The organism is Sphingomonas parapaucimobilis NBRC 15100 (genome assembly GCF_000787715.1).
GTDB lineage: Bacteria > Pseudomonadota > Alphaproteobacteria > Sphingomonadales > Sphingomonadaceae > Sphingomonas > Sphingomonas parapaucimobilis.
Genome location: NZ_BBPI01000080.1, coordinates 23,504 through 30,558, shown reverse-complemented (window position 1 = coordinate 30,558; position 7,055 = coordinate 23,504). Strand labels below are relative to the sequence as shown.

At 64.7% G+C, this 7,055-nt stretch carries 3 protein-coding genes; 2 read left to right on the top strand and 1 reads right to left on the bottom strand.

Annotated features, from left to right (window positions below; all coding sequences use genetic code 11):
* The first annotated feature begins 192 nt into the window (after positions 1-192).
* Together SP5_RS15230 and SP5_RS15225 are read left to right on the top strand one after the other, a co-directional pair.
* The gene (locus tag SP5_RS15230; protein ID WP_084220719.1) at positions 193-2,550 is read left to right on the top strand and encodes a glycoside hydrolase family 31 protein; all 2,358 of its coding nucleotides are present in this window, start codon (positions 193-195) and stop codon (positions 2,548-2,550) included.
* 105 nt (positions 2,551-2,655) lie between these two features.
* Positions 2,656-3,234, top strand: a complete 579-nt coding sequence (locus SP5_RS15225; protein ID WP_042490371.1) for a carbohydrate binding domain-containing protein — start codon at positions 2,656-2,658, stop codon at positions 3,232-3,234.
* Between the two features lie 254 nt (positions 3,235-3,488).
* Here SP5_RS15225 and SP5_RS15220 read toward each other — a convergent pair whose 3' ends face one another.
* Positions 3,489-6,908, bottom strand: a complete 3,420-nt coding sequence (locus SP5_RS15220) for a TonB-dependent receptor (RefSeq protein ID WP_042490388.1) — start codon at positions 6,906-6,908, stop codon at positions 3,489-3,491.
* Between the last annotated feature and the right edge of the window lie 147 nt (positions 6,909-7,055).

Sequence of the window (7,055 nt, the reverse complement as noted above, 5' to 3'; positions counted from 1 at the left end):
GGGGGGGGGGGGGGGGGGCCCTCGCAACAAGCGCTGTGCTTGCGGTTACGCCCCACCCCCGGCCCCTCCCCTGAAGGGGAGGGGTGCCTCAATCGAACGTCATCGCGCTCCATTCCCCCTTTCCCACCCACCGGACCAGCGATAGGGTGGCGAATACGCAAAACAGTTTGTTTATTTCAGGGGGGATGTTTCATGCGGGGCAAAGCGCGCGCCACGGTGTCCGGCGGTCGTTGGCGGTGGGCCTGCGCCGCATCCGCGCTGCTCGCGGGTGTCGCCCCTCTCGCCCTGACGGCCGATCCCATTGCGACCGTCGAGCGCAACGGCGCGCTCGTCTCGGTCGAGCCTTACGGCCCCGGCATCGTTCGCGTCACCATCGCCACCGACCGCGCCGAAGCAGAGGCCAAGCCCGGCTATGGCCTGATCGCCAGGAGCGACGCGGCAGGCTGGTCGCATCGCGCCGATGCGACCGGCGACGTCTTTGCCTCTTCCGGCATGACCGTGACGGTCGCAGCCCAGCCCTGGCCCAAGCCGCCGAGCCAGATGGAGCGCTATTTCGCGCCCTCGCTGCCGCCCGTGTCGATCAGCTTCGCAGGCGTAGACGGCAAGCCGCTGACCCGCATGAACGGCTGGGAAAAGGCGCCGCACACCGTCTCGGACGAAAAGACCTTCCGCGTCGGCGCCAGCTTCTCCGACACGCCCGACACGCATTATTACGGCCTGGGCCAGTATCAGGACGGCGTGCTCGACCTGCGCGAGCGCACCATCGATTGCCGCCACGATTATGACCGCCCCGGCGGCGAGTCCGTCTGCGTGCCGTTCATGGTGACGGACAAGGGCTATGCGATCCTGTGGGACAATCCGTCCGCGACGACCGTCTCGCCCGGCCTGCTGAACGCGACCAAATTCGCCTCGAATGTCGGCGAGCGGGTGTCCTTCTTCGTGATCGCAGGCAAGACGACCGATGAGCTGTACGCGGGTTATGCCCGCCTGACTGGCGCGACGCCGCTGCCGCCCAAGGCCGCGTTTGGCCTGATCCAGAGCAAGGCGCGCTACGAGACGCAGGGCCAGCTGACCGAGATCGCCGACGGATACCGCAAGCGCGGTCTGCCGCTCGACATCATGGTGCTCGACTGGTTCTACTGGACGCGCATGGGGCAGCTCGACATCGACCGCGCCGCCTTTCCCGATCCGGCGGGGATGAATGCGCATCTCAAGTCGATGGGGATGCAAAGCATCATCAGCATCTGGCCGCGTTTCGAGCGGGAAAGCCGCTGGTTCGACACGCTGGCGGCCAAGGGCTGGCTGATGAAGGACAAGGACGGCAACCCGGTAGACGGGCTGCCGATCCGCTCAGACCGCGCAGGCGCGCTGATCGACAGCACCAATCCGGAGGCGCGCGCCTGGTTCTGGGGCAAGATCCGCGACAACATCTTTTCCCAGGGCTTCGACTATGCCTGGCTGGACGAGACCGAGCCGGACCTGGTGCCGGAGGGGCATTTCTTTTCGATCGGCTCGGGCGATCGCTATCGCAACGTCTATCCGCTGCTCCACACCTCCAGCGTCGCCGAAGGATCGGCGCGCGACCGGCCGGACAAGCGCAACCTGATCCTATGCCGCGCCGCCTATCTGGGCACGCAGGCCAATGGCTGCCTGTTCTGGTCGTCGGACGTGCAATCCAACTGGGAGGCCCTGAAGCGCCAGGTGCCCGCAGGCCTGGGCATGACGGCCAGCGGCATCGCCTATTGGTCGAGCGACACGGGTGGCTGGCAATGGCCCAACGGACCGGAAGCGCAACGCCCGGTGCTGGTCGATCCGGCGGGCGCGACCGCCATGGCACCGTCATACCGCGATTATCCCGAGCTGTTCGTCCGCTGGTTCCAGTATAACGCCTTCACCCCGACGCTGCGCATCCATGGCCAGCGACCGGGCACGGCTTTGTGGGACTATGGCACCGCCGCCGAGCCGATCCTGGCGAACATCCTGCGGCTGCGTTACGCGCTGATGCCCTATCTCTATGCGCTGGGGCGGCAGACCAGCCAGACCGGCGCGCCCTTCATGCGCGCGCTGTTCATGGACTTTCCGAACGACCCGGCCGTGAAGGACCTGGGCGACGAATATATGTTCGGCCCCGCCTTCCTGGTCGCGCCCGTCACCGAACAGGGCCAGACGTCGCGCCGCGTCTATCTGCCCGCTGGGGCGGACTGGTATGACTGGTGGACCGACAAGCGTTACACCGGCGGCCAGTGGATCGAGGCGGCTGCGCCCATCGACCATATCCCGCTGTTCGTGCGCGCCGGTTCGATCGTGCCGATGGGCATGGCCGTGCCCAGCACCGCGACCGCGCAAGGGCTGGCGAGTATCCGCGTCTATCCCGGCCGCGATGCCAGCTTCACGCTCTATGACGATGACGGCACCACCAATGCCTGGCGCAAGATGGGCGGGCGCAGCGCCACGCTGCGCTGGGACGATGGCGCACGCCGCCTGACCGCCAGCGGTCGCCTGCCCACCGGCCAGCCGGTCGAACCGCTCGTCACGATCGTCGGACAGTAAGATCAGGCCCGGCTCTCCAAAGGGGCCGGGCTTTTCCTAACCCAGCGCATACAATCGTTTTTGTAGACGGACCGGACAAACCGGCCGAAAGAGGAGGAGAGGATCATGATCGGATGTGTGGCCCTGCTGATCGCGGCCCTGCCCGCGGGAACGGCCGCCCAGACGGCCCCCGGCGCGGTGGCCCAGCCCAGCATCTTCGACAAGGCGGTCAACGCGCCCGGCATCGGCTGGGCACCGTACGGCCCCAACCAGAGCGCCAAACAGGTCCCCGCCCCCGAGGTTCCCGGCGGCAATGCCGTGCAGATCAAGGTCAGCAAGGCGGGTGCCAACCCTTGGGACAGTGGTGCTGCCTATCCCACGATCAAGCCGATCGCAGCGGGCGACACGATGCTGGTCATGGTCTTCTTGCGCGCACCCAACGCCACCGACGCCGCGCCGGTGACGATCCCGGTCGGCGCAGGCGGCTCCGAGCCGCCCTATACCACCATCGCGACCGAGCCGGTGCAGGTCGGCCCGAGCTGGAAACGCTATTATGTCTCGGGCGTGGCGACCCAGGCCTATGCGGCGGGCAAGGCGAACATCACCGTGCAACTGGCCGGGGCCAAGCAGGTGATCGAGGTCGGCCCGGCCTTTCTGATCGATCTGGGGCCGGGCTTCGACCGGTCGAAGCTACCGCATAATTGACCAGGTGGTCGGGGCGGCATCGATCGCCCCGGTCACTGCCAATCCCACGCTCCGTTCGCACCAAGCGAAGTCGAAGTACGCGCCTCACATGAGCCTCTGGGCGGAAGTCTTCCCTTAGCCTTCGACTTCGCTCAGGTTGAACGGAGGGTAGAAACATCCCCGCATGAAAAACCGCCCGCCTCCAACATGGAAGCGGGCGGTTTTTTGCGTCCGTCATTCCGGCCGAACCGCAGAGGTCCGGCCGGTCAGCCGCATCAGAACGTGCCGCGAAGCGCGAACGAGAAGCGGCGGTCGTTGACGATGTACGAGCGCGGCGCGGTCGCGGTCGAACCGCTGATATAGGCCTGCTCGGTCTTGATGACCTGATTGGCCAGGTTCACGCCCTGCACGCCGATCTTGAGGTACTTGTTCAGGTTGATGAAGGCCGACGCGTCCAGCTGCCCGCCCGCATCCTGGTAGATGGAGGTGTAGGGGAAGATCACGTCCGCCGGGGTCAGCAGATACTTGGAACGCCAGTTATACGCCGCACGCAGCGAGATCGGCCCCTTTTCATAGAACAGCGCCGCGTTGACCGTGTGCTTCGACAGCCCCTCGAGCGGGATGTTGCCCGGCTTGATGTTCGAGGTGCTGGCCGGCGCGCCGCCGTTCAGGAACGAATTGGGCAGGCCCGAGCTGTCGATATAGGTGTAGCTGCCGCTGGCACCGAAGCCGCTGAGCAGACCCGGCAGGAAGTCGAAGGTCTGCTGATACGCAACCTCGGCGCCCTTGATCTTGCCGGTGCCGTCATAATTGGCCGGACCACGGACCAGCACCGACTGCGTAACGCCGTTGCTGGTGATGTTCCGGTTGGTGACCGACTGGTAGAAGAAGTCCTTCACCGACTTGTAGAACACGTCGACCGACAGCTGGCCGACCCGGGCGAAATACCATTCAACGGTCGCGTCGAACTGCCACGCGGTCGCGGGCTTGAGGTACGGGTTGCCCGCCGTCGCCGTGATCTGGCCGCTATTCGCGTCGAAGCCCAGCTGCAGGAAGTTGCGGATGTTCGCAAAATCCGGACGCGTCATGACCTTCGACGCCGCCAGGCGCAGCACGACGTCGCGACCCAGACCAAATTTCAAATTCGCGCTAGGCAGCCAGTAATGATATTGCTGGCGTGCCGTATCGAGCACGGTGATCCCGGTCGAGAAGCGCTGGATGGCATTATAGCCCGCCTCGCCCAGACGACAGATGCCAGTGGGCGTGGCAGACGTGTTGGACAGGCAGCGAACGGCGTAGGTGCCATCGGTCTGCGTCTGCTGTTGCGACGGTGCGCCGATGAAGCCCGACGACGTCAGGTCGGTCAGTACGTAGCGGACGCCGACATTGCCGCTCATCCGGACATTGCCGAACAGATTGCCCGGTGTCGCGAAGTTCAGCTGCGCATAGGCATTCTTGTCCTGCTGCGACACATTCTGGATTTCGGCTGGCAGGTAAGGCGTTCCGGCTACGACACCGCTACGCTCTGCCAGCGGTGCCCAGGTTCCAGCGCCCGAGCCATTGGCCGTCTGCCAAAGCTGGCCGATCGATTTCAGATAAGCGGCCGACTGCTGATAATTGCCGGTCATGTCGCCGGTATAGTAATATGCACCCGGCGGCGGGCTGACCGCACCCCGGAAGAAGTTCGGGAAGCTGTAGAATTCGGTCTGCCCAGGCGCCTGCGCGAAGGACACGGGATTGTTCCCCGACCAAACCTCGGAGAGCGCACCCCAGTTGTACGTCGTGTAGCGAACCTCCGACGCGCGATCCGCATAGCGTGCACCGAATTTGGCATGGGTCAGGAAGCTGCCGTCGTCGAACTTATAGTCGACATCGGCCTTGAACGCGTATTCGCGTCCCTTGCTCTCTTCCAGATGGTCCATGGCCGCGCGCCAGAACTGGACGTTGCGGTTGGAAAAATACTGCGCGTCGGTCTGACCGGCGAGATCTGGACTGATGACACCACCATTTGAGATCAACGTCGTCGGCTTATGCGGGACGACCCGGGGCAGATTGCCCGAGATATCGAGTTCGGAGTCGGCAAAGGTCGAACCGAATACGCGGAAGTCGGTGCTCGTCTTCTTGGCGCGGGTATAATCGCCATCCAAGTTGACCGACCAGTGGTCGTCCAGCTGGGTTTTGAGGTTCAAGCCGAAATCGGTGACGGTGTTCTCGTCCCGCGTCATGCCACGGGCGAGCGACTGCTGCGTACCGCCGCTAGGCACGAAACAGGTGGCCGGATTGGCGGTAGGTCCGGGGTTGTTGCAAGCCGCGCGGCGACCGGTACCGGGCGCGGTGATGTATCCGGACTGAAACAGCCCGCTATTGTCGAACACGTAATTCTTTGTCGTACCCACAGGGCATTCGGCACGAACGGTACCCGATGGACCATTGGAATTCGGCTGACAGCCGATCGGGAAGGTGCTGTATTCGGCAAGATCGGGCGCGGTTTCAAAAGTCCGCTCCGACGTGTCGTTGACCGTATGGGTCCGCAGATATTGCGCGGTCAACACGGTACGTTCGTCGGTGCTTTGCCACTGGCCGGCCAGTGCCACGCCATCCCGCTTGCGATCGAATTCCTGCGTACGGAACTGGCCTCCAATGGGCGCATAACGCAGCGAAGCCGGGTCGAGATTGCCGTCCGCTCCGGCCGTACTGGCCGCACCGCAAGCCGACCCCGCCCCGGATAGGGTCGTAGTATCGACCGTATCAGGCAACGGATTGCGGCAAACGGTCGCGCTCGTCGAGTTCGCCGCAAGGGCGAGCATGTTATCGCGGGTCTGGAAATTGGTGACCTGAACGCTGTCCGCACGGCTGCGGACGCGCGAGTACGAGACGTTGCCGAGCAGGCCGAAGCGGCCGATGCCCGTGTCCCAGGTGTCGCTGACCAGCAGCGATCCGGTCGGCGACCACTTCTTCTTGAAGTCGCCATAATTGGCTTCGGCGGTGAAGCCCGCATGGAAACCCTTGTTGTCGAAGGGCTTGCGGGTATTCAGGTTGACGGTCCCTGCCAGGCCGCCCTCGATCAGTTCCGCGGTGGCGTTCTTGTAGACCTCGACCGAGCCGAGCAGTTCGGCGGGGACGTCCGAGAAGTTGATCGCCTGGCCGCCGATACCGGCCGAGAAGGTGTCGCGGCCGTTGAATTCCGAACGGACGAAGGTCAGGCCGCGCACCGCGACGCCCGAGCCTTCGACCGAGAAATGGTCGGGATCGTTGGCGGCGGCGAAGCGGCTGATCGACACGCCGGGCACGCGCTGCAGCGCCTCGGTGACCGAACGGTCGGGCAATGCGCCAATATCGGACGCGGTGATCGCGTCGACGACGGTGTCGGAATTGCGCTTGATCGTCTGCGCATTCGCCAGGCTCTGGCGGATGCCGGTGACGACGACTTCCTTGCCGGTATCGACGTCATCGCCTGCGGGCGGCTGCGCGCCGGCGGCCTCGACACTGGCGCTGGTGCGCGGCGTCGTCGAACCGGCCGTACCCTGGCCTGCGACCGCGCCGGTCGGCGAACTGGCGCTCTGGTCGGGATCGGTGGTCGTCTGTGCGAAGGCGGGCGTGGTCAGCGCGGCGATGCACAAGGCACCGGCCGAAGCGCCGAGCAGGAGCCGATTAAAACGATTGGCATTGGCAGTGAGCGGCGCAGCGCTGCGCATGATGGTCATCCCCCCCTTTGTCGCGCGCCCCATGGCGTCGCTTGGTTCGGTCGCGATCGTGCCTTTCGACACGTTTCACAGACTCATGATTGCGCTACCAGCAACATTTCGACAAGATATTTAACTTAAGAAACGTCCGATCCGGGA